Genomic DNA, 20,928 nt, shown 5'->3' on the forward strand with positions numbered 1-20,928 from the left:
GGACGGAGAGGGTTGGGGCGAGGGTTTTAGCCGTAACGCTTTTTGGCCTCAATCGCCAGACCGCTGCCGATGCTGCCGAAGATGTTGCCTTCAACATGCTGCGCATTCGGCAACATGGCCGCGACGCTCTGGCGCAAGGCCGGAATCCCGCTTGAACCACCGGTGAAGAACACCGTATCCACCTGCTCGACACCCACGCCGGCATTGCCCAGCAATTGCGTCACGCTGTTGCGGATGCGTTCCAGCTGGTTGTCGATGGACTCTTCAAACATCGCCCGGCTCAGGTTTACGCTCAACCCCGCTTCAACCCGGTCCAGCGGCACATGGCGGCTGTCGTTGTGGGTCAGTTCGATCTTGGTCTGCTCGATTTCCATCGCCAGCCAGTGTCCGGCACGCTGCTCGATCAGTTTGAACAGACGGTCGATACCGCCGGTATCCTCAATGTCGTAACGCATGCTGCCCAGCGACAGCTGGGATTTTTGCGAGTACACGGAGTTGATGGTGTGCCAGGTCGCCAGGTTCATATGATGGCTGGTAGGCATGTAGGCGCCGCTTTTCATGCGGCTGCCGTAGCCGAACAATGGCATCACGCCTTGCAGGCTCAGCTGTTTGTCGAAATCGGTACCGCCCACGTGTACGCCGCCGGTGGCCAGAATATCGTCCTGGCGGTTGTCCAGGCCACGGCGCTCGGGCGACAGGCGCACCAGGGAGAAGTCGGACGTACCACCGCCGATATCGACAATCAGCACCAGCTCTTCGCGCTCGATGGTGGACTCATAGTCAAATGCCGCGGCGATCGGTTCGTACTGGAAGGACACTTCCTTGAAGCCGATGGCGCGGGCCACGTCAGTCAGGGTGTTTTCGGCTTCCTGGTCGGCCAGGGGGTCGTCGTCGACGAAAAATACCGGGCGACCGAGTACCACTTCTTCGAATTCACGACCGGCGGTCGCTTCGGCGCGCTTTTTCAGCTGGGCGATAAACAGCCCCAGCAAGTCCTTGAACGGCATCGCCGTGCCCAGAACGCTGGTGTCGTGCTTGATCAGCTTGGAACCCAGCAGGCTTTTGAGCGAGCGCATCAGGCGGCCTTCGTAGCCTTCCAGGTACTCATGCAGCGCCAGACGGCCGTACACCGGGCGGCGTTCTTCCATATTGAAGAACACCACCGAGGGCAGGGTGATCTTGTCGTCCTCCAGCGCAATGAGGGTTTCCACGCCTGGACGCAGCCAGCCGACGGTGGAGTTTGACGTGCCGAAGTCGATACCGCAGGCACGTGCTGGAGAGGCGCTTTTCATGTCTTTCGTGTTCCGGTCAAAAAACGGCCGCGCAGTGTATGTCAGACCGCCGCAGAATCGAAGCACGACTAATCGTTAAATCGCAGGTTTTAATCCACTTGAAAGACTATCCTTGATCCCCAAACTTCCAGTCATTGGCGTGGCAGTCTTTAGGCTGCCGATAAACATTGGCAGCGCTGTTCTTGAGGCCGGTCAAATGACAGGCCGGGCAACCGGAGCATTCTGGTGACCTGAGCTGCGCGATATTGATAACGGATGGTGATCCTTACATGGACTTCAAAGACTATTACAAGATCCTGGGTGTCGAGCCCACGGCGGACGATAAGGCGATCAAGACCGCCTATCGCAAGCTGGCGCGCAAGTATCACCCGGATGTGAGCAAGGAAAAGGACGCCGAGAGCAAGTTCAAGGATGTCAACGAGGCGTATGAAGCGCTTAAAAGCGCCGAAAAACGCGCTGAATACGACGAAATTCGCAAATACGGCCAGCATGGCCAGCCGTTCCAGGGGCCGCCGGGCTGGCAAGGCCGTTCCAGCGGCGGTTTCGAAGACAATGGCGATTTTTCGGACTTCTTCAGCTCGATCTTCGGTTCGCGTGGTGGCGGTTTTGGTGGGCAATCAGGCCGCAGTGCGGGCCGTCGCGGGCAGGATGTTGAAATGGAATTGCCGATTTTCCTTGAAGAAACCCTGTCGGGTGAGTCCAAGCCCATCAGCTTTCAGATAGGCGGGGTCAGCAAGACCCTGAACGTGAAGATCCCGGCCGGTGTGACCGACGGTGAGCGCATCCGCCTTAAAGGCCAGGGTGGCCCTGGCGTGGGTGGCGGGGCCAACGGTGATCTGTACCTGATCATCCGTTTTGCACCGCATCCGAAGTTCGATGTTGAAGGCCATGACCTGGTTATCACGGTTCCTCTGGCGCCGTGGGAAGCTGCGCTGGGCACCAAGGTGGCGATACCGACCCTGACCAGCAAGGTGATGATGACCATTCGCCCTGACAGCCAGAGCGGTCAGCGCATGCGCATCAAGGGGCACGGCCTGGTGGACAAGCAAGGCCAGCGCGGTGATTTGTATGCGCAACTGAAAGTGGTCATGCCGACCCATGGCGACGAGGCCACCAAGGCCCTGTGGCAAGAACTTGCCGACAAAGCAGCATTTGATCCGAGAGCCCAATGGAGTAACTGATCATGAGCAGCACCCTGATCGTTCAGCTGGACATGGAAAGGTTCTGCGAAGAGGCCAATATCCCGGCCACTTACGTGATAGAGATTGTCGAACACGGAATTATCGAACCTCAGGGCCGCACGCCTGACGTGTGGCGTTTTGAAGACTACGAACTGGTCATCGCCAGACGCGCGGCCAAGCTGCGTGATGATCTGCAGATGGAATGGGAGGGTGTGGCGCTGGCGCTGGACCTGCTCGAGGAAGTGCAGCAGTTGCGTGCTGAAAATCAGCGATTGAAGCAGCAGTTGGGGCGGTTTGTGACGCAATAGATGAAGCCTGCCTAAAGGCTCTGTGGGAGCTGGCTTGCCTGCGATGGCCTCGGCGCGGTGTTCCTGGTAGACCGCGGCGGCTGCATCGCGAGCAAGCCCGCTCCCACAGATTGTGTTTGCCCAGGGCTCAGGCGTTTTTGGGCAACACCACCGTAAACGTCGTGCCCTCGGCTTCGGTCGAGGTCACGTCGATGCTGCCCTGGTGGGCGTCCACCACTTCCTTGATGATAAACAACCCCAGGCCCAGGCTGGTGGATGTACCCGGCTGGGTCAGGTCTTCGCTCGGGCTGCGCACCAGCGGGTCGAACAGGGTGCCCAGGGCGTCTTCGGCGATGGGCATGCCCAGGTTGTGCACGCGCAAGGTCACCGCTTCGCTGTCCCCGCTCAGGTGCAATGTCACCTTGCCCCGGCGCGCACCGTGCTGCAGGGCATTGCCGATCAGGTTTTGCAGCAGTTGCCCCAACCGGCGCGGATCCCAGTGCCCTTGCACATCACCTTCGACCTGCAGTGCCGGCGCGCAATCCGGTTGCCCGGCGCAGGCTTCATCCAGCGCCGCCTGGCAGGCCTGGGCAAGGTCCATCGGCTCGGGCTCGATCGGCAGGCTGGTGCCCAGACGGCTGCGCACAAACTCCAGCAGGTCATTGACCATCGCGCCCATATGCCGCGTGCCGTTTCTGATGGCTAGCAGATAAGGCTGCGCCGCAGGGTCAAGGCTGGTTTTGCGTTCCAGCATTTCACTGGACATGCTCACTGCCTGCAACGGTGCGCGCAGGTCATGACCCAGGATGGCAAGGAAGATGTCGCGTGAGCGATTGACCTGTTCGGCATAGGCCGCGGTGGACTCGGCCAGGGCCTGGTCAATGGCTTCGTTGAAGCGGATCATGTCGAGCAGGTGCTCGTGGGCCGGGGCCTGGATGCTGGCGACCCACAGGCGGATGACGCAGGCGCGCAGGTGGCGGAACTCCGAAGTCATCTGCACCAGATCAAAACCCACGGTATGGCGCAGTTCGCCGTGGCTGGCAGCTGCTTCATCCAGCGCAGGGCTCGTTTCGGGGCCTTCACCCTCGGCCTTGGCCTGCTGCTCGCTGGCCGTTTGCGCGGTGTTCATGTCCCGCGAGGCAGCCAGCAGGATTTCCCTGGCATGGTCGCGCAGCGCGACGCTGTTCATGGATTCGGCTGCCGGGGTAATGGTTTCGGCAAACTGCTCCCATTCATCGACGATGCGATCTACATTGAGCACGATGAATTCAGATAGGCCCATGGCCACACGCCTTGCTGCAAGAGCGGTTGTAAAAAATGGAGCCGCATCTTAACGCCAAATGCAGCGTTCCAGTACAACCGCCAATCCCCCTGCAAATACGGGGTGTCAGAACAGGAAGTAGCGCTGTGCCATCGGCAGGACCTCGGCCGGTTCACACCACAGCAATACACCGTCGGCCTTGACCTGATAGGTCTGCGGGTCGACTTCGATCGCCGGCAGATAGCCGTTGTGGATCAGATCCTTTTTCTGCACATCCCGGCAGCCCTTTACCACCGCGATTTGCTTTTGCAAACCCAGCGCTGCGGGGACGCCCGCGTCAAACGCGGCCTGGCTGATAAAGGTCAGGCAGGTGGCGTGGCGCGAGCCGCCGTAGCTGGCGAACATCGGGCGATAGTGAACCGGTTGCGGCGTGGGGATCGAGGCGTTGGCATCGCCCATCAGGCTTGCCGCAATGGCCCCGCCCTTGATGATCAACGTCGGTTTGACGCCGAAAAACGCCGGGCGCCACAGCACCAGGTCGGCCCACTTGCCGACTTCGATCGAGCCCACTTCATGGCTTACGCCATGGGTGATCGCCGGGTTGATGGTGTATTTGGCGATATAGCGCTTGGCGCGGAAGTTATCGTTGCCCGGTGCATCCTCAGGCAGCGGCCCGCGCTGTTTTTTCATCTTGTCGGCAGTTTGCCAGGTGCGCGTGATCACTTCGCCCACCCGGCCCATGGCCTGGCTGTCGGAGCTGATCATCGAGAACGCGCCCAGGTCATGGAGGATGTCTTCGGCGGCGATGGTCTCGCGGCGGATCCGGCTTTCGGCGAAAGCCACGTCCTCGGCGATGCTCGGGTCGAGGTGATGGCAGACCATCAGCATGTCGAGGTGTTCGTCGATGGTGTTGCGCGTAAAAGGCCGCGTCGGGTTGGTGGAGCTGGGCAGCACGTTGGTCAGGCCGCAAGCCTTGATGATGTCCGGCGCATGCCCGCCACCGGCACCTTCGGTGTGATAGGTGTGGATGGTGCGGCCCTTGAAGGCGGCGAGGGTGGTTTCGACAAAGCCCGACTCGTTCAGGGTGTCGCTGTGGATCGCCACTTGCACGTCATAGAGGTCGGCAACGGTCAGGCAGTTGTCGATGGACGCCGGGGTGGTGCCCCAGTCTTCGTGCAGCTTGAGGCCGATGGCTCCGGCTTCGACCTGTTCGATCAGCGGTTGCGGCAGGCTGGCGTTGCCCTTACCGGTAAAGCCCATGTTCATCGGGAACGAATCGGCGGCCTGAAGCATGCGCGCCATGTGCCACGGCCCCGAAGTGCAGGTGGTGGCATTGGTGCCGGTGGCCGGGCCGGTACCGCCGCCGATCATGGTGGTCACGCCGCTGTTGAGCGCTTCTTCGATCTGTTGCGGGCAGATAAAGTGGATATGGGTGTCGATGCCGCCTGCGGTGAGGATCATGCCTTCGCCGGCGATCACTTCGGTGCTGGCGCCGATGGCGATGGTGACGTTGGGCTGGATATCCGGGTTGCCGGCCTTGCCGATGGCGTGGATGCGCCCGTTCTTGAGGCCCACATCGGCTTTGACGATGCCCCAGTGATCGATAATCAGCGCATTGGTGATCAGCGTGTCGACCACTTCACTGGCGAGCAGTTGGCTCTGCCCCATGCCGTCACGAATCACCTTGCCACCGCCGAACTTCACTTCTTCGCCGTAGGTGGTGAAGTCGTGCTCGACCTCAATCCACAACTCGGTGTCGGCCAGGCGGATCTTGTCGCCGACGGTGGGGCCGAACATGTCGGCGTAAGCCTGACGGGAGATTTTCATGGTGAGTTCCTAAAAATTGGTTCGGACCCTGTGGGTCAATCCAGATTGCCCATCACCCGCCCGGCGAAGCCGAACACCCGGCGCAGACCGGCCAGTTCCACCAGTTCCACTTCACGGGTTTGCCCCGGCTCGAAGCGCACGGCGGTGCCAGCCGGAATGTTCAGGCGCATGCCGCGACTGTCGCCACGGTCAAACATCAGGGCGTCGTTGGTTTCAAAAAAGTGATAATGCGAGCCGACCTGGATCGGGCGGTCGCCACGATTGGCTACGCTCAGGACCAGGGTGCGGCGGCCGACGTTCAGTTCGATCTCGCCCGACTCAATGCGGTATTCGCCCGGGATCATTGCGGCTCACTCAGGGTTTTGAAGTAGATGGCCGTGGGGCTGTAGTGGCCGTCGGGGCTTTGGCAGTAGTTGGGCAACTCGCCCACGCGGGTGTAGCCCAGGGCACTGTAGAAGTTCTCCGCCGGGGAGCCGGCTTCGGTGTCCAGGTGCAACAGGCCGCGCTTTTGCTCGCGGGCGCCTTGCTCCAGGGCGTGGATCAGTACCTGTCCCAGGCCGCGGCGACGCACTTCATTGAGCACCAGCAGTTTTTGCACCTCGGCACGGTTCAGGCCGTTGGCCTTCTGGCACAGCACCAGTTGCACGCTGGCCAGCACGCGCTGGTCTTCGACCAGTACCCACAGCAGCAGATTGCCTTGTTCCAGTTGCCCGTGAACTTCGTTGAAGTAACGGCTGGCCTGAGGCTGATCCAGGTCGTTCATGAAACCCACCGATGCACCGTGCCCGACCGCATCGAGCAGCAGCACAATCAAGTCATCGCGGTACTGAGCAAAGCTCTGCGCCGTCACGCGTACCACCTGTTCGGCGTTCATTGTGCGAGCTCCTTGGGCGGCAGGGCGCCGGGGTTAAGCATCAGTTGCATAAAAGTCAGGTCTAGCCAGCGGCCGAACTTGATCCCCACTTGCGGCATGCGCCCGCTGGTGACAAAGCCCAGTTGCCTGTGGACATGGATCGAGGCCGCGTTGGCGCCTTCGATGGCGGCAACCATCACATGCTTGTCGCAGGCACGGGCGCGCTTGATCAACTCGGCCAGCAACTGTGGCCCGAGTTTTTTGCCGCGCTGCTCGGGGTGGATATACACCGAGTGCTCAACGGTATGGCGAAAGCCCTCGAACGGCCGCCAGTCGCCGAACGAGGCATAGCCCAGGGCGATATTGGTGTCGTCGACGATCACCAGAATCGGGTAACCCTGGGCCTGGCGTGCGTCGAACCACTGCTGGCGGTTGTCCAGGTCTACGGTGTTTTCGTTCCATATGGCCAGGGTGTTGAGCACCGCATCGTTGTAGATATCGCGAATCGCCGGCAGATCCGCCGCGACTGCATCACGAATGACATAAGACATGCTCGGCCTCAGGCGATGGGTTGGTGGACGGTGACCAGCTTGGTGCCATCCGGGAAGGTGGCTTCGACCTGGATATCGGGGATCATTTCCGGAATGCCTTCCATCACCTGGTCGCGGGTCAGCAGGGTGGTGCCGTAGTGCATCAGCTCGGCGACGGTGCGGCCATCGCGGGCACCTTCGAGCAGGGCTGCGGAGATATAGGCGATGGTTTCCGGGTAGTTGAGAATCACACCGCGGGCCAACCGCCGCTCGGCCAGCAGGCCGGCGGTGAAGATCAGCATCTTGTCTTTTTCGCGTGGAGTCAGGTCCATGGTCGGGTCCGTGTTCGGCAGTTAAAAATGAGTCGGGCCTTGGCTCTCAACCTCTCCCAGAGGGAGAGGGGCTCTTCAGGTACTCCAGATGCGTGGCGCCAACGCCTCGCGCCCCAGCAATGCCGGGCGCAGCAAGCGCCATAAATCGATCAGCCAGCTGCGCGCCTGCAAGGCTTCACTGGCCAGGCAGCGCGCTACCAGTAAACCCGGTAATTGAGTCAAATCACCGCGTACCGGGTTGGCCAGCGCGCGGCAGCGTTCCAGCAGCTCGGCACTGACTTCACCCGTTACCAGCAAGGTGGCAAACACCGGGTTGCCATCCAGGCCGATGGGCGAGTCCAGCAGCCCGTCGCCGCCTGCAATGCGCTGGCGTTCATGCCAGAGCAACTGGCCGTCGCGGCGGATATCCAGGCGTGACTGAAAATGCCCGTGCTCAAAACGCTCGCCGCTGGCCAGCCGCCCCAACGCCACCATGTCCCAGTAAAACAGCCGTGCATCGCCTGCAAGTTCGATACGGGTGGTGAGTTCGGCCTGGGCTGCGCTGAACACGATGGTTTCTTGCGGTAGCCATTCCAGGGTCGCGCCGGCAGCCACGTTCAATTCGACTGTCTGGTAAGCCGGGCCCGCCGCGCGATACCACTTGGCCGCGCCGGGGCTGGTCAATTGCGCCCAGGCATCGGGGCCGACGCTGGCGCTGATATTCAGTTGGTCACCCCCGGCAATCCCCCCCGGCGGGTGGACGATGATGTGCTGGCACACCTCGGGGCCTTCGGCGTACAAATGCTTTTGCACCCGCAACGGGCCGAGGTGGCGCCGCAGGGTAGGGCGGGTGCTGTCGCCAAAACGGCCATAGCCCAGCTCCAGCTCGGCGAGCCAGCTGGGGGTGAACAATGCGGTATTGGCCGGCAGGTTCATATGTAGGACTTCTTTGTAAGAAAAGCACCAGGAAAGAGGGACAGATTAAATCGTCACCAGCCCGCGCACACCCTCTGTTTGCATATTTTCGCCACGCCCCTGTTGCACGATTTCACCTCGCGACATCACCAGATACTGATCGGCGAGCTCCTCGGCAAAGTCATAAAACTGCTCCACCAGCAAAATCGCCATATCGCCGCGGGCGGCGAGCATTTTGATCACTGCGCCGATCTCCTTGATCACCGAGGGCTGGATGCCTTCGGTGGGCTCGTCGAGGATCAACAGACGCGGGCGGCTGGCCAGTGCGCGACCGATGGCCAGCTGTTGCTGCTGGCCGCCGGACAAATCGCCGCCGCGCCGGTGTTTCATTTGCAGCAGCACCGGGAACAGTTCGTAGATAAACGCCGGCACCTCTTTGGCCTCGGCGCCGGGAAAGCGTGACAGGCCCATCAGCAGGTTTTCTTCCACTGTCAGGCGCCCGAAAATCTCCCGGCCCTGGGGCACATAGGCGATCCCTGCGTGGACCCGCTGATGAGGCTTGAGCGTGGTGATGGGCTGGCCCTCCCACTGCACGCTGCCTTCCTTGACTGGCAACAGGCCCATCAGGCATTTGAGCAGGGTGGTCTTGCCCACGCCATTACGGCCGAGCAGGCAGGTGACTTCACCGACTTTGACCTCGAAGGACAGGCCGCGAAGGATATGGCTGCCGCCGTAGTATTGGTGCAGTTTTTCGACGTTAAGCATGTTCAGTTCTCTCCATGCCCCTGTGGGAGCGGGCAGTTTTCAGCGACCCAGGTAGACTTCGATCACCCGTTCATCCGCCTGCACCTGCTCCAGCGAGCCTTCGGCCAATACGCTGCCCTGGTGCAGCACGGTGACGTGGTCGGCAATCGAGCCGACAAAGCCCATGTCATGCTCCACCACCATCAGCGAGTGTTTGCCCGCCAGGCTCTTGAACAGCTCGGCGGTGAACTCGGTTTCGGCATCGGTCATGCCCGCCACCGGCTCGTCGAGCAACAGCAGTTGCGGGTCCTGCATCAACAACATGCCGATTTCCAGAAACTGTTTCTGCCCGTGGGACAACAGCCCCGCAGGCCGCAGGGCCGAGCCGGTCAGGCGGATGGTATGCAGCACTTCGCCGATACGGTCCTTTTGCTCTCCTGTCAGTTTCGCGCGCAGGCTGGCCCACACCGACTTGTCGGTCTTCTGCGCCAGCTCCAGGTTCTCGAACACGCTCAGGGCCTCGAATACCGTGGGCTTCTGGAACTTGCGGCCAATCCCGGCCTGGGCGATCTGTACTTCGCTCATCTGGCGCAGGTCGAGGGTTTCGCCAAACCAGGCCTGGCCTTCGCTGGGCCGGGTCTTGCCGGTGATCACATCCATCATGGTGGTCTTGCCCGCACCATTGGGGCCGATGATGCAGCGCAGTTCACCGACGCCGATATACAGGTTGAGGTTGTTCAGGGCCTTGAAGCCATCGAAGCTGACGCTGATGTCTTCCAGGGTCAGGAGGGTGCCGTGGCGGGTGTTCAGGCCCGGCCCGGCGGCTTGTCCCAGGCCGATGGCGTCGCGACTGCTGCCAGCGTCCAGCACCGGTTCGAGCATGAATTCGGCGGTCGGTGTGATTCTCATTGTTCGCCCCTTTTCTTCAGCAGGCCGATCACGCCTTTAGGCAGGTACAGGGTCACGACGATAAACAGTGCGCCCAGGAAGAACAGCCAGTACTCGGGGAACGCCACCGTGAACCAGCTTTTCATGCCATTGACCACGCCTGCCCCCAGCAGCGGGCCGATCAGGGTGCCGCGCCCGCCGAGGGCGACCCATACGGCGGCTTCGATGGAGTTGGTCGGCGACATTTCACCCGGGTTGATAATGCCCACCTGGGGCACATACAAGGCCCCGGCCAGGCCGCACAGCACGGCGCTCAGTACCCAGACGAACAGCTTGAAACCGCGCGGGTCGTAGCCGCAGAACATCAGGCGGTTTTCCGCGTCGCGCAGTGCGGTCAATACCCGGCCGAACTTGCTGCGCGCCAGTCGCCAGCCAAGGAACAGGCTGGTCACCAGCAGCAGCACGGTGGCCAAAAACAGCGCCGCGCGCGTGCCCGGCTCGGTGATGCCAAAGCCCAGAATACTGCGAAAATTGGTGAAACCGTTGTTGCCGCCAAAGCCGGTTTCGTTGCGGAAAAACAGCAGCATTCCGGCGAAGGTCAGGGCCTGGGTCATGATCGAGAAGTACACGCCCTTGATCCGCGAGCGAAAGGCGAAAAAGCCGAACACCAGGGCCAGCAGGCCGGGAGCCAATACCACCAGACACATTGCCCACCAGAAATGCTCGGTACCGACCCAGTACCATGGCAGCTCGGTCCACGACAAAAAGGTCATAAAGGCCGGCAGCTCGTCGCCCGAGGCCTGGCGCATCAGGTACATACCCATTGCGTAACCGCCCAGGGCGAAGAACAGACCATGGCCGAGCGACAGCAGCCCGGCGTAGCCCCAGACCAGATCCAGGGCCAGGGCGACAATGGCGTAGCAGAGAATCTTGCCCACCAGCGTCAGCGTGTAGGCCGAGACCTGCAACGGGCTGTCGGCGGGCAACAGCGAGAGCAGCGGCAGGGCCAGCAATACCAGCAGGACCAGAACGCCCACCAGTGTAGTGACCGCAGGTCCGGCCTTTTGTGCAGCAGTGACCATCAGAGGCTGATTCATCAGTCGATCACCCGTCCTTTAAGCGCGAAGAGCCCCTGCGGACGCTTCTGGATAAACAGAATGATCAGTCCCAGGATCAGGATTTTGCCCAGCACGGCACCGATCTGCGGTTCGAGGATCTTGTTGGCGATACCCAGGCCAAAGGCCGCATACACAGTACCGGCCAATTGGCCGACGCCGCCCAGCACCACCACCAGAAACGAGTCGATGATGTAGCCCTGTCCCAGATCCGGGCCGACGTTGCCTACCTGGCTCAAGGCCACGCCGCCAAGTCCGGCAATCCCCGAGCCCAGGCCGAAGGCGAGCATGTCCACGCGCCCGGTGGGTACACCGCAGCAGGCAGCCATGTTGCGGTTCTGGGTAACGGCGCGCACGTTGAGGCCCAAACGGGTCTTGTTCAGCAGCAGCCAGGTCAGTACCACCACGGCCAGGGCGAAGACGATGATCACCAGACGGTTATACGGCAACACCAGGTTGGGCAGCACTTGCAGCCCGCCCGACAGCCAGGCCGGGTTGGCCACTTCGACGTTTTGCGCGCCGAACAGCACACGTACCAGCTGGATCAGGATCAGGCTGATGCCCCAGGTGGCAAGCAATGTCTCCAGCGGGCGGCCGTAGAGGTGACGGATGATGGTGCGCTCCAGCAGCATGCCCACGGCTGCGGTAACGAAGAACGCCACGGGCAGGGCCAGCAGCGGGTAGAACTCGATGGCGCCGGGAGCAAAGCGCTGGAACAGCAACTGCACGCAGTAGGTGGAATAGGCGCCGAGCATCAGCATTTCGCCGTGGGCCATATTGATCACCCCCAGCAGGCCAAAGGTGATGGCCAGGCCGAGTGCAGCCAGCAGCAGGATCGATCCGAGGGACAAACCGCTGAACGCCTGCCCCAGCAGGTCGCCGATCAGCAGCTTGCGTTTGATTTGCACCAGGCTGGTTTCGGCGGCGGTGTGCACGCTGGCATCGGTTTCTACCCCTGGTTGCAGCAGGTTTTCGAGGCGGGTGCGGGCCAGCGGTTCGCCAGTTTCGCCCAGCAGGCGCACGGCGGCCAGACGCACGGCAGGGTTGGGGTCGACCAATTGCAGATTGGCCAGCGCCAGGCTTAATGCGCTGTGCACATCGCTGTCCTTTTCAGCGGCCAGTTGTTGGTCGAGGAAATTGAGTTGCGCCGGTTTGGCGGATTTCTGCAATTGTTGCGCTGCGCTCAAGCGCAGCTCGGGGTCGGCTGCCAGCAGTTGATGGCTGGCCAGTGCGGTATCGATCAAGCCGCGCAAGCGGTTGTTCAGGCGCAGGGTTTTAACCTGGCCGTCTACGGTGACCTGGCCCTGTTGCAGGCTGTTGATCAGTTCGATGCGGGCGGGCGCGGGTTGTGCGGCCCAGCTTTCCAGGAGTTGGGCTTGCTGGGCGTTATTGGCTGCGGCGAAGTCGCTGGCGTCGTCGGCGTGGGCGGCCAGGGGCAGCAACAGCAGTAGCGCGACGATAACGCGGTAAAGGGCAGTGGGCATAGTTATGGCCTTGCACAGATAGAAGCAATTCAACACACCTGTGGGAGCGGGCTTGCTCGCGATGCAGGCAACGCGGTCTTTCAGTCAAACCGTGTTGACTGCATCGCGAGCAAGCCCGCTCCCACAAAAGCACAACGATGAGGCTGGCCTCAGTTACTCTTCACCGCGTAATCCGGCTTCTTGTCATTGCCCGGGATGTAAGGGCTCCACGGCTGGGCGCGGATCGGCCCTTCGGTCTGCCATACCACGCTGAACTGCCCGTCCGGCTGGATCTCGCCGATCATTACCGGCTTGTGCAGGTGATGGTTGGTCTTGTCCATCGTCAGGGTGTAGCCCGAAGGCGCGGCAAAGGTCTGGCCCGCCAGGGCTTCGCGCACCTTGTCGACATCGGTGGACTTGGCTTTTTCGGCCGCCTGGGCCCACATGTGAATGCCCACGTAGGTGGCTTCCATCGGGTCGTTGGTCACGGCCTTGTCGGCGCCCGGCAGGTTGTGTTTTTTGGCGTAGGCTTTCCAGTCAGCTACGAATTTGGCGTTGACCGGGTTCTCTACCGACTGGAAGTAGTTCCACGCCGCCAGGTTACCCACCAGCGGTTTGGTGTCGATGCCGCGCAGCTCCTCTTCACCCACCGAGAACGCGATCACCGGCACGTCGGTCGCTTTCAGGCCCTGGTTGGCCAGCTCTTTATAGAAGGGCACGTTGGAGTCACCGTTGACCGTGGAGATCACCGCTGTCTTGCCGCCCGCCGAGAACTTTTTGATATTGCCCACGATGGTCTGGTAGTCGCTGTGGCCAAACGGGGTGTAGACCTCTTCGATGTCCTTGTCGGCCACGCCTTTGGAATGCAGGAATGCGCGCAGGATCTTGTTGGTGGTGCGCGGGTACACGTAGTCGGTGCCCAGCAGCACAAAACGTTTGGCGCTGCCGCCGTCTTCGCTCATCAGGTATTCCACCGCTGGAATCGCTTGCTGGTTCGGCGCCGCGCCGGTGTAGAAGACGTTGGGCGACATCTCTTCGCCTTCGTATTGCACCGGGTAGAACAGCAGGCCGTTGAGTTCTTCAAACACCGGCAGTACCGATTTGCGCGACACCGATGTCCAGCAGCCGAACACCACCGCAACCTTGTCCTGAGTCAGCAGCTGACGGCCCTTTTCGGCAAACAGTGGCCAGTTGGAGGCCGGGTCGACTACTACGGGTTCGAGCATCTTGCCGTTGACACCGCCCTTGGCGTTGATCTCGTCAATGGTCATCAGGGCCATGTCTTTGAGCGAGGTTTCGGAGATCGCCATGGTTCCGGACAACGAATGCAAAATCCCTACTTTGATGGTCTCGGCGGCTTGCACCGTCCAGGTCATGCCCATGGCTGCGATGGAGGCGCTCAGGGTGAAAGCCTTGATCAAGCTACGACGCTTCATGGTGCGATCTCCAGGTCTCTGATTTTTTAGTGATGAATTCAATGACTGGAGAGGTCTTTAGCAAAGGCTGTGCCTATACCTGAAAAGGGCTCTGGAACAGTATTTTGCGCGAAGAGTGGGCGCGACGACGCACCCGTTTGGTGCCGCCGGGAAGGGGTGGTGCGGGGTTGTGCTTCACCTTGGTGCTTTGCGGGTTTGACTCACTACCGGCCTGTCAGGCGGTGTTAGCGTTTGCGCATCAACCCGATAAAAAACAGCCCGCCAATCGCCGCCGTGGCCACGCCTATGGGCAGGTCTTCGGGGGCGATCAGGGTGCGTGCCGCCACGTCGACCCAGACCAGGAACACACTGCCCAGCAAGGCGGATACCGGCAGCAGACGTCGATGCTCCGCGCCCACCAGGCGGCGGGCGATATGCGGAATCATCAGCCCGACAAAACCAATGGAGCCACTGATGGCCACCAGCACGCCGGTCATCAGCGAGGCGATCAAAAATACCCGCAGGCGCACATTGCGCGCATTCAAGCCCAGGGTCACGGCGGTTTGTTCGCCGGCCATCAGGGCATTCAGCGGGCGTGCCATACCCAGCAGCAACACCAGCCCCAGCAGCACGCTGGCGCTGGGGATGGCCAGCAGCTCCCAGCGCGCCAGTCCCAGCCCGCCAAGCATCCAGAACAGCACCGCGGAACTGGCCCGGTGGTCGCCCAGAAACAGCAGGGTATTGGCCACGGCCATCATCACAAAGGATACGGCCACGCCGCACAACAGCAAACGGTCGCTGTCGAGCCGGCCGTGTCGGCTGGCGATGGCCAGTACCAGAGCCATGCTCAACAGCGCCCCGATAAATGCGGCAATGGGCAGGGTCAGCAGCCCGACGATTTCGCCCACATGCAGCACCACAATCACCGCCCCCAGCGTGGCGCCGCTGGTCACACCCAGCAGGTGCGGGTCGGCCAGGGGGTTGCGGGTCACGGCCTGCAACACCGCGCCGATCAGTGCCAGCCCTGCGCCCACCAGCGCCCCCAGCAACATGCGCGGCACGCGGATCAGCCACACGATATGTTCCTGGCCCGCGCTCCAGTTAACGTCGCCGATGCCAAACAGCTTGTGCAGCAGAATCTGCCACACCACGTCCACTGGCACCCGCGCCGGGCCAAAACCCAGCGAAACCACACACGACACCAGCAGCAATGCGCCAAGACCAGTGAGCAACAGGGCGTAGCGGCTGGCTATCATTGCGGGTGAAAGCCTTTAGCCAGGGTTTCGATGGCGAGCACGTTGTCGATGCCCGGCGTGGCCTGCACATAAGGGATAACGATAAAGCGCTTGTTACGGATCGCGTCTACCGATTGCAGCGCCGGGTTGGTTTCCAGGAAGCGTTGTTTCTGCTCGGCGGTGACCTCGCTGTAATCAACGATCACGATGACTTCGGGGTTGCGCTCGACCACGGTTTCCCAATTGATACGGGTCCAGCTGGCGTCGATATCGCTGAGGATATCGTTGCCACCGGCGGCTTCGATCAATGCGTGGGGGATACCCAGTTTGCCCGAAGTCATGGCCCGGTCTTCACCGCTGTCATACAGGAAAACCCGGGGCTTCGAGGTGGGCAGGGTGTTTTGGACGTCTGCAATTTTTGCCTGCATCTGGGCGATCAACGCACTGGCGCGATCCTGCACGTCGAAGATCCTGCCCAGGTTGCGCAGGTCGTTATAGGTGTCTTCCATGCTGGCGGGCGGGCGCTTCATCACAAATGCGCAGGACTCGGTCAGCTCATACACATTGATGCCCAGCGGGGTCAGGGTTTGCGGCGTGAGGTCGCCGCCCACGCGCATGCCGTAGTCCCAGCCGGCGAAGAAGAAATCGACGTTGGCATTGAGCAGGGTTTCCACTGACGGGTATTTGCTCGCCAGTTCCGGCAGACCATCGAGGATCACTTTCATCTGCGGGGTCACGGCCTTCCACCCGCTGATCCCGCTGTAGCCGGCCATGTGTGGCTTGAGACCGAGGGCGAGCATCATCTGGGTCATGTTGATGTCATGGCTGACCGCGTGTTTGGGGGCCTGGTCGAAGGTTACGTCGCGATTGCAACTCTTGATAGTCAGCGGGTACTGCGTGGCCTCGGCAAAGGCCAGGGGCGAGGCGAGCACTGCGCCCAGGCAGAGGGCGAAACGAATCAGGTTCATGCGTGGGTTATCCAGGTTATGCGCGGGTAGCCGGACAGCGGATGGTCGTCGATCAGGGCCGCCACGCCAAACACGTCGCGCAACAGCTCCACAGTCAAAACTTCACGGGGCGTGCCGCTGGCGATGATCTTGCCGTGGTCAATGACGTACAGCCGGTCACAAAAGGCAGCGGCCAGATTGAGGTCGTGGATGCTGGCCAGGGTGCCGATGTTCAGGCGCTTGACCAGTTGCAGCAACTCCAGTTGATAGCGCGGGTCGAGGTGATTGGTGGGCTCGTCGAGGATCAGCAGTTCGGGTTGCTGGGTCAGGGCACGCGCCAGGATCACCCGTTGTTTTTCGCCGCCCGAGAGGGTGGCGAAAGCGTGGTCTTCAAAACCCTGCAGGCCGACGGATGCGAGGGCGTTTGTAGCCAGTTGGCGATCAGCTTGGGTGTCGCCATCGAACAGGCCTTTGTGCGGGGTACGGCCCATGGCGACCACTTCATCGACGGTCAGGCCGAAAGTGTCGGGGAATTCTTGCAACACCACGGCGATGCGTTGCGCGCACCAGCGGGGTGATTGCTGCCAGAGATTGTGGCGGTCGAGCTGGACAGTGCCCGATTGCGGCTTGCTGAAACGGTAGGCGCAGCGCAACAGGCTGGTCTTGCCGCTGCCGTTGGGCCCGATCAGCCCCACAAACTCACCCGCCGCGACATGCAGGTTGGCATCACGCAGCTGGAACTGGTGATGGCAATGGCCGTGGCCCAGAGGGCTCCAGGCGAGCTGGGTGAGGGTGAGGCGGGTCATAAAAGTCCGGTTGTTCTTTAAAGTCAAAAGCCCCTCACCCTAGCCCTCTCCCTCCGGGAGAGGGTTAGGGTGAGGGCCAGCGGTTAAAAGGTGTAATCAGCCGTCACGAAAAACGAACGCGGTTCGCCCATGATCCATTGCTGGCCGCCATTGTATTGGGTTACGGCGTACTGGCGGTCGAACAAATTGTTCAAACGCAAACCCAGGGTGGTTTTGGGCATCGCTTTCCAGCTCACGCTGGCGTCTACCACGGTGTAGCTCGGCAGCTCGACGTTGTTGGCCATGTCGGCATAACGCGAGTCGACATAGCGCACGCCGGCACCGGCACTTACATCATCGTTGATGGCCTTGCTCAACCACAGATTGGCGGTGCGACGGGGTACGTCGGTGGGACGGTTGCCTTTGCGCGATACGCCTTCATCGTCGAACTTGTCGTACTGCGCGCGCACCACCGAGGCGTTGGCTTGCAACGCCCAGCGCTGCGGCAGTTGCAGGTCAAGGCTGGCTTCCAGGCCGCTGGAGGACTGCTCGCCCACTTGCAGCGTATTGCCCGGGATATTCGGGTCGGAGGTCAGCAGGTCTTTTTTGACGATGTGATAGGCCGCCAGGGTCCATTCGCCGCGCTGATCCCAGAACATCTGCTTGAAGCCGATTTCGGTCTGGCGCGCATGGGCCAGCTCGAAGTTTTGCTGCTTTTCGCTCAGGCTGATCAAGCCGCCCACGCCATCAACGCTGGTGGCTTGCTGGGCATAGATCGACATGTCCGGTGTCAGTTCGTATACCAACCCGACTTTCCAGCTGTTGGCCGACAGGCTGCGGTCAGTTCGAGTGGCGTCGCCATTGACCGCGAAGTCATCGCGGTCCAGATGCACGATATCGCGGCGCACGCCGGTGACCAGCGACAGTTGATCGCTCAGCTCGGTGCGGTTTTCGGCGAACAGCGAAACCTGTTGCGTGGTGGTGGTGTATTGATCGCGGTACGGCGAGTCACTTTCAAATTCGCCACGATCCGGGTGGTACAGGTCAATCGGCTGACCGTTTTCATTCACGTCTTTATACGGCGAGTTGCTGTGCAGGTTGAAGTGGATGCGGTTGTAATCCGCGCCCACCAGGGTTCTGCTTTCAAGGCCGAACAGGTCGTGGTTGAGGGTGAAGGTCTGGCGGTCGCCGACCTGTTCCTGCTCGTGCTTGATGCTGAAGTAGCCCCTGCGCAGCAAGGTCTGCTGGCTTTCATTCCAGGCGTGGTTTTCGGCGTTCTGCCAGCGGCGTTGGGCCTTGAGGTAATACAGCTCGTTGTTGGCACTGAGGGCGTCGTTGATCTGCCATTCAGTATTGAGGCGCGTCCACTGGTCGTTGTAATGCAGTTTTGCATCGCGCACGTTGTAGTTCTTGTCCCGCAGGCTCTCGTGATACCGGCCATTGATCAGGGGTACGCCGAAATCGTTTTGCGGCTCCTGATCGCCATAGTCGTGGCTCAGGGTAAACGCCAGGTCATCGCTGGCCTGCCAGCGCAGAGCGGCGCTGACAAAGGTGTTTTCGGAGTCGCCGTGGTCGATCCAGCCATTGCTCTGGACGTGGTTGATATTCAACCGATAGCTCAGGGTATCGGTCAGCGAGCCGCCGCTGTCGAGTGCCTGCTGGCGGGTGTCGTACGAGCCGTAGCCCACACGGACATGGTTTTCTATGGCACCGGAGAAGGGTTTTTTCGGGATTACGTTAATCACTGCGCCGGTAGCGCCTTCGCCATACAGCACCGAGGCCGGGCCGCGCAGCACGTCGATGCGTTCCACCGACCAGTCGTCCACCGGGAAGGTCACGGTGCCCGCGCCGCTGTACATGCGTACGCCGTCATAGAGCTGCATCACCGAGCCTTCGCCGACAAAACCCCGGGCCGAATAGGCGGAGCCGCCGTTACCCGGTGTGCCGGTGTTGCTGATGCCGGTGGTGCGGGTCACGGCGTCCTGCACGCTGCGGTCGCCACGGGCGCGGATTTGCGCGCCGGTCAGGCTTTCAACGCTGGCAGGCGTTTCGAGACCGGTAAGGTTCAGGCGTGAGCCGGCGCTGGTGGCGGTCTTGAGGTCGATGCTTTCAATCTCGATTTCAGGCGCGGTAACGCTCGCGGCAGGCAGCATCAGAGAGGGGGCGGCGTCATCGGCCTGGGCGCTGTTCAGCGCCAGCAGGCAGAGACTGGACAAAAAGTACTTGTTCATCAGGGCAGTGAGTCGCTTATTTCAGAGGGTGTCCCCGCTGCCTCCTGGCGGCGGGTGATGGAGCTTAAATGGTTTTGTTATACAGTAACACTTATTTCGCGCATGATATTGGCGTGCCATTATAGGGGTGGCTCTGCAATGCGCCTCTCGGATGGTTCATGCTGGTTATGAAAGGCGCTCATCCGGCCGTAGTTTGCGCACCATCAGCCATAACCGGTCGAGCCCCCACACTGCGATCAACGAGGCGCCCACCAGCGGGAATGCGATAGCCAGAGCGAGCATGATGGCAACGCCGGCCTTCCAGGTCGGCAGGTCGTGACGCAGCGGCGGAACCCCCAAACCGCCTTGCGGGCGACGCTTCCACCAGATCACCAGGCCGCTTACGGAACTGAGCAGGATCATCAGGCACACCAGCAGCATCACGATCTGGTTGAGCGGGCCAAACAACTTGCCTTCGTGCAGCATCACGCCCATTTCGGTGGCGCGGGCGACATTGCTGTAATGCTGCCAACGCACGTCGGCCAGTACCGTGCCGGTGTATTGATCGACATGCAGGGTGGCGTCGTTACGCGGGTCGTCGGCGAATACGGCAATGGTGAATACGCCGGTGGCGGTGGTCGGCAGGGTGATGCTGTAGCCGGCCTCGACCTGGCGGGCCGTGGCGGTGTCGACCACCGCTTGCAGGGTGATGCCGGGGGCGGCGGGGCCTGAGGTGTGCGCGGCGTGGGCCATATGTTCGGCGTGGGCGCCGGAGACCGGCATCGGTGTGTTTTCCATTGCCCAGGGCACGGTCTGGCGATTGGCGGTATTGAGGCTGCGGGCCTCGATATCAGACTTCGGCACGTCGTTCCACATGGCTACCGGGAAACGGTTCCACAGGTCGGCATATTGCTTGCCCCAGAAGCCGGTCCAGGTCATGCCGCTGATCAACATGAACAGCAGCAAGGCGGCCCCCCAGAACCCTGTGACAACGTGAAGGTCGCGCCATAGCACGCGCCCGCGCCTGCTCAGGCGCGGCCATAGAATTCCGGCAGCCGATTGCCCCCGCGGCCACCACAGGAACAGGCCGGACACCACCAGCACCACGCCCCAGCCAGCGGCCAGTTCCACCAGCCGGTCGCCGAGGGTGCCGATCATCAATTCGCCGTGCAGGGCGCGCGCCACGGCTTGCAGGTTGAGCTTGGCATCCTGCTCGCCCAGCACCTGGCCGGTGTAGGGGTTGATAAACACATTGAGCTCGTGCCCGTCGTTGTGAACCACGAACTGGCCGCTGCGTTGCGGATTGATCGGCGGCAGGTACTGGCTGATATGGCCCTGTGGATAAGTGGCCTGCACACGGCTGAGTTGCTCATCGGCGCTGAGGCTGTGATGGGCCGGGGTGACGTTGAGCAGATGGTCGTACAGCAGTGGATCAAGCTGGGGTTTGAACAGGTAAATGATCCCGGTCAGGGCAAGCAGGATCATAAACGGGGCGACAAACAACCCGGCGTAGAAATGCCAGCGCCAGGCCAGGTTGTAGAAAGACGGTGTTGGTCGGCTCATGTGAGCGGCTCCGCAAGGTTGAAATTGTTGTCGTCAGCAAAGACCCTCACCCTAGCCCTCTCCCAGAGGGAGAGGGGACTGACCGCTGCGGGTTCAAGCACGGCGC

At 61.4% G+C, this 20,928-nt stretch carries 20 protein-coding genes; 2 read left to right on the forward strand and 18 right to left on the reverse strand.

What is annotated here, in order from left to right; translation table 11 throughout:
• Positions 1-26: 26 nt before the first annotated feature.
• Positions 27-1,292 carry an Hsp70 family protein gene (locus GHO42_RS09580; protein WP_095000994.1) on the reverse strand — a complete coding sequence of 422 codons (1,266 nt, stop codon included), beginning with the start codon at positions 1,290-1,292 and terminating at the stop codon, positions 27-29.
• A 269-nt stretch (positions 1,293-1,561) separates the two neighbouring features.
• Here GHO42_RS09580 and cbpA point away from each other — a divergent pair, with 269 nt between their 5' ends.
• Complete coding sequence (gene cbpA / locus GHO42_RS09585; protein WP_095000995.1) at positions 1,562-2,473, forward strand: curved DNA-binding protein; 912 nt, start codon at positions 1,562-1,564, stop codon at positions 2,471-2,473.
• A 2-nt stretch (positions 2,474-2,475) separates the two neighbouring features.
• Positions 2,476-2,781, forward strand: coding sequence for a chaperone modulator CbpM (locus tag GHO42_RS09590; protein ID WP_095000996.1), 306 nt, complete (start codon positions 2,476-2,478; stop codon positions 2,779-2,781).
• A 127-nt stretch (positions 2,782-2,908) separates the two neighbouring features.
• Here GHO42_RS09590 and GHO42_RS09595 read toward each other — a convergent pair whose 3' ends face one another.
• The 17 genes from GHO42_RS09595 to GHO42_RS09675 all read right to left on the reverse strand — a co-directional run bounded on the left by GHO42_RS09595 (position 2,909) and on the right by GHO42_RS09675 (position 20,822).
• Complete coding sequence (locus tag GHO42_RS09595; protein WP_095017665.1) at positions 2,909-4,042, reverse strand: sensor histidine kinase KdpD; 1,134 nt, start codon at positions 4,040-4,042, stop codon at positions 2,909-2,911.
• A 105-nt stretch (positions 4,043-4,147) separates the two neighbouring features.
• Entirely contained in the window at positions 4,148-5,848 is a 1,701-nt protein-coding gene (gene ureC / locus GHO42_RS09600) for an urease subunit alpha (protein ID WP_095025263.1), read from the reverse strand.
• A 35-nt stretch (positions 5,849-5,883) separates the two neighbouring features.
• On the reverse strand, positions 5,884-6,192 hold the full coding sequence (locus GHO42_RS09605; RefSeq protein WP_095000999.1) for an urease subunit beta: 309 nt from the start codon (positions 6,190-6,192) through the stop codon (positions 5,884-5,886).
• Positions 6,189-6,722: a GNAT family N-acetyltransferase gene (locus GHO42_RS09610; protein WP_095017663.1), complete on the reverse strand. Its 534-nt coding sequence runs from the start codon at positions 6,720-6,722 to the stop codon at positions 6,189-6,191. The genes GHO42_RS09605 and GHO42_RS09610 overlap by 4 nt, the downstream gene beginning before the upstream one ends.
• Complete coding sequence (locus GHO42_RS09615; RefSeq protein WP_095001001.1) at positions 6,719-7,252, reverse strand: GNAT family N-acetyltransferase; 534 nt, start codon at positions 7,250-7,252, stop codon at positions 6,719-6,721. The genes GHO42_RS09610 and GHO42_RS09615 overlap by 4 nt, the downstream gene beginning before the upstream one ends.
• An 8-nt stretch (positions 7,253-7,260) precedes the next feature.
• Positions 7,261-7,563 (reverse strand): urease subunit gamma, encoded by a 303-nt coding sequence (gene ureA, locus GHO42_RS09620; protein WP_016783355.1) that lies wholly within the window; start codon positions 7,561-7,563, stop codon positions 7,261-7,263.
• 75 nt (positions 7,564-7,638) lie between these two features.
• On the reverse strand, positions 7,639-8,478 hold the full coding sequence (locus GHO42_RS09625; RefSeq protein ID WP_095017662.1) for an urease accessory protein UreD: 840 nt from the start codon (positions 8,476-8,478) through the stop codon (positions 7,639-7,641).
• A gap of 45 nt (positions 8,479-8,523) precedes the next feature.
• Positions 8,524-9,222, reverse strand: a complete 699-nt coding sequence (urtE, locus tag GHO42_RS09630; RefSeq protein ID WP_153327714.1) for an urea ABC transporter ATP-binding subunit UrtE — start codon at positions 9,220-9,222, stop codon at positions 8,524-8,526.
• Between the two features lie 39 nt (positions 9,223-9,261).
• Positions 9,262-10,110: an urea ABC transporter ATP-binding protein UrtD gene (urtD, locus tag GHO42_RS09635; protein WP_095001004.1), complete on the reverse strand. Its 849-nt coding sequence runs from the start codon at positions 10,108-10,110 to the stop codon at positions 9,262-9,264.
• A complete protein-coding gene (gene urtC / locus GHO42_RS09640; protein ID WP_095020797.1) occupies positions 10,107-11,186 on the reverse strand; it encodes an urea ABC transporter permease subunit UrtC in 1,080 nt (359 codons plus the stop codon). Before urtC ends, urtD begins: the two co-directional genes overlap by 4 nt.
• On the reverse strand, positions 11,186-12,688 hold the full coding sequence (gene urtB / locus GHO42_RS09645; RefSeq protein WP_153327716.1) for an urea ABC transporter permease subunit UrtB: 1,503 nt from the start codon (positions 12,686-12,688) through the stop codon (positions 11,186-11,188). The genes urtC and urtB overlap by 1 nt, the downstream gene beginning before the upstream one ends.
• A gap of 149 nt (positions 12,689-12,837) precedes the next feature.
• Positions 12,838-14,103 carry an urea ABC transporter substrate-binding protein gene (urtA, locus tag GHO42_RS09650; RefSeq protein WP_095024330.1) on the reverse strand — a complete coding sequence of 422 codons (1,266 nt, stop codon included), beginning with the start codon at positions 14,101-14,103 and terminating at the stop codon, positions 12,838-12,840.
• A 224-nt stretch (positions 14,104-14,327) separates the two neighbouring features.
• On the reverse strand, positions 14,328-15,338 hold the full coding sequence (locus GHO42_RS09655; protein WP_095017658.1) for an iron ABC transporter permease: 1,011 nt from the start codon (positions 15,336-15,338) through the stop codon (positions 14,328-14,330).
• Positions 15,335-16,285: an ABC transporter substrate-binding protein gene (locus GHO42_RS09660; protein WP_095001009.1), complete on the reverse strand. Its 951-nt coding sequence runs from the start codon at positions 16,283-16,285 to the stop codon at positions 15,335-15,337. The genes GHO42_RS09655 and GHO42_RS09660 overlap by 4 nt, the downstream gene beginning before the upstream one ends.
• Positions 16,282-17,070, reverse strand: coding sequence for an ABC transporter ATP-binding protein (locus GHO42_RS09665; protein ID WP_095001010.1), 789 nt, complete (start codon positions 17,068-17,070; stop codon positions 16,282-16,284). The genes GHO42_RS09660 and GHO42_RS09665 overlap by 4 nt, the downstream gene beginning before the upstream one ends.
• Positions 17,071-17,153: 83 nt before the next feature.
• A complete protein-coding gene (locus GHO42_RS09670) occupies positions 17,154-19,280 on the reverse strand; it encodes a TonB-dependent siderophore receptor (RefSeq protein WP_153327718.1) in 2,127 nt (708 codons plus the stop codon).
• 165 nt (positions 19,281-19,445) lie between these two features.
• Positions 19,446-20,822 carry a PepSY domain-containing protein gene (locus tag GHO42_RS09675; protein ID WP_095025269.1) on the reverse strand — a complete coding sequence of 459 codons (1,377 nt, stop codon included), beginning with the start codon at positions 20,820-20,822 and terminating at the stop codon, positions 19,446-19,448.
• Between the last annotated feature and the right edge of the window lie 106 nt (positions 20,823-20,928).

This window comes from Pseudomonas sp. FSL R10-0056, assembly GCF_009600105.1.
Classification (GTDB): domain Bacteria; phylum Pseudomonadota; class Gammaproteobacteria; order Pseudomonadales; family Pseudomonadaceae; genus Aquipseudomonas; species Aquipseudomonas bubulae.

Bases quoted from the DNA above. Each gene is read 5' to 3' on its own strand.
- GHO42_RS09580 (WP_095000994.1), bottom strand. From the start codon at position 1,292: ATGAAAAGCGCCTCTCCAGCACGTGCCTGCGGTATCGACTTCGGCACG.
- cbpA (WP_095000995.1), top strand. From the start codon at position 1,562: ATGGACTTCAAAGACTATTACAAGATCCTGGGTGTCGAGCCCACGGCG.
- GHO42_RS09590 (WP_095000996.1), top strand. From the start codon at position 2,476: ATGAGCAGCACCCTGATCGTTCAGCTGGACATGGAAAGGTTCTGCGAA.
- GHO42_RS09595 (WP_095017665.1), bottom strand. From the start codon at position 4,042: ATGGGCCTATCTGAATTCATCGTGCTCAATGTAGATCGCATCGTCGAT.
- ureC (WP_095025263.1), bottom strand. From the start codon at position 5,848: ATGAAAATCTCCCGTCAGGCTTACGCCGACATGTTCGGCCCCACCGTC.
- GHO42_RS09605 (WP_095000999.1), bottom strand. From the start codon at position 6,192: ATGATCCCGGGCGAATACCGCATTGAGTCGGGCGAGATCGAACTGAAC.
- GHO42_RS09610 (WP_095017663.1), bottom strand. From the start codon at position 6,722: ATGAACGCCGAACAGGTGGTACGCGTGACGGCGCAGAGCTTTGCTCAG.
- GHO42_RS09615 (WP_095001001.1), bottom strand. From the start codon at position 7,252: ATGTCTTATGTCATTCGTGATGCAGTCGCGGCGGATCTGCCGGCGATT.
- ureA (WP_016783355.1), bottom strand. From the start codon at position 7,563: ATGGACCTGACTCCACGCGAAAAAGACAAGATGCTGATCTTCACCGCC.
- GHO42_RS09625 (WP_095017662.1), bottom strand. From the start codon at position 8,478: ATGAACCTGCCGGCCAATACCGCATTGTTCACCCCCAGCTGGCTCGCC.
- urtE (WP_153327714.1), bottom strand. From the start codon at position 9,222: ATGCTTAACGTCGAAAAACTGCACCAATACTACGGCGGCAGCCATATC.
- urtD (WP_095001004.1), bottom strand. From the start codon at position 10,110: ATGAGAATCACACCGACCGCCGAATTCATGCTCGAACCGGTGCTGGAC.
- urtC (WP_095020797.1), bottom strand. From the start codon at position 11,186: ATGAATCAGCCTCTGATGGTCACTGCTGCACAAAAGGCCGGACCTGCG.
- urtB (WP_153327716.1), bottom strand. From the start codon at position 12,688: ATGCCCACTGCCCTTTACCGCGTTATCGTCGCGCTACTGCTGTTGCTG.
- urtA (WP_095024330.1), bottom strand. From the start codon at position 14,103: ATGAAGCGTCGTAGCTTGATCAAGGCTTTCACCCTGAGCGCCTCCATC.
- GHO42_RS09655 (WP_095017658.1), bottom strand. From the start codon at position 15,338: ATGATAGCCAGCCGCTACGCCCTGTTGCTCACTGGTCTTGGCGCATTG.
- GHO42_RS09660 (WP_095001009.1), bottom strand. From the start codon at position 16,285: ATGAACCTGATTCGTTTCGCCCTCTGCCTGGGCGCAGTGCTCGCCTCG.
- GHO42_RS09665 (WP_095001010.1), bottom strand. From the start codon at position 17,070: ATGACCCGCCTCACCCTCACCCAGCTCGCCTGGAGCCCTCTGGGCCAC.
- GHO42_RS09670 (WP_153327718.1), bottom strand. From the start codon at position 19,280: ATGAACAAGTACTTTTTGTCCAGTCTCTGCCTGCTGGCGCTGAACAGC.
- GHO42_RS09675 (WP_095025269.1), bottom strand. From the start codon at position 20,822: ATGAGCCGACCAACACCGTCTTTCTACAACCTGGCCTGGCGCTGGCAT.